This window comes from Phormidium sp. CCY1219 (genome assembly GCF_055795085.1).
Genome location: NZ_JAYFEQ010000057.1, coordinates 1 through 214, shown reverse-complemented (window position 1 = coordinate 214; position 214 = coordinate 1). Strand labels below are relative to the sequence as shown.

1 protein-coding gene is annotated in these 214 nt (G+C 57.0%); it reads left to right on the top strand.

Annotation, left to right across the window (positions count from 1 at the left end; translation table 11 throughout):
- Positions 1–214: hypothetical protein (locus AC0QH1_RS00410; protein ID WP_324628766.1), on the top strand; the 214-nt coding region annotated here is incomplete at both ends.

Sequence of the window (214 nt, the reverse complement as noted above, 5' to 3'; positions counted from 1 at the left end):
GTGGGGTAGTAATCCAAAAACAGGCGGCGAAGAATGCGGAAAGCTGGATGGCGGGAGGCGGCGATTATTTCGTCCTCGATGTGGGGGATGCGGAGGTTGCCGATCGCAGTGCAGAGGAAGGAGTGATTCTGCAACCCTCGGAAGCGGTAACCCGGGAACAGCTAGAAGCGGCGATCGGTAACTTGGTGGAAGTAGAAGGGGAATATGTGGAGGG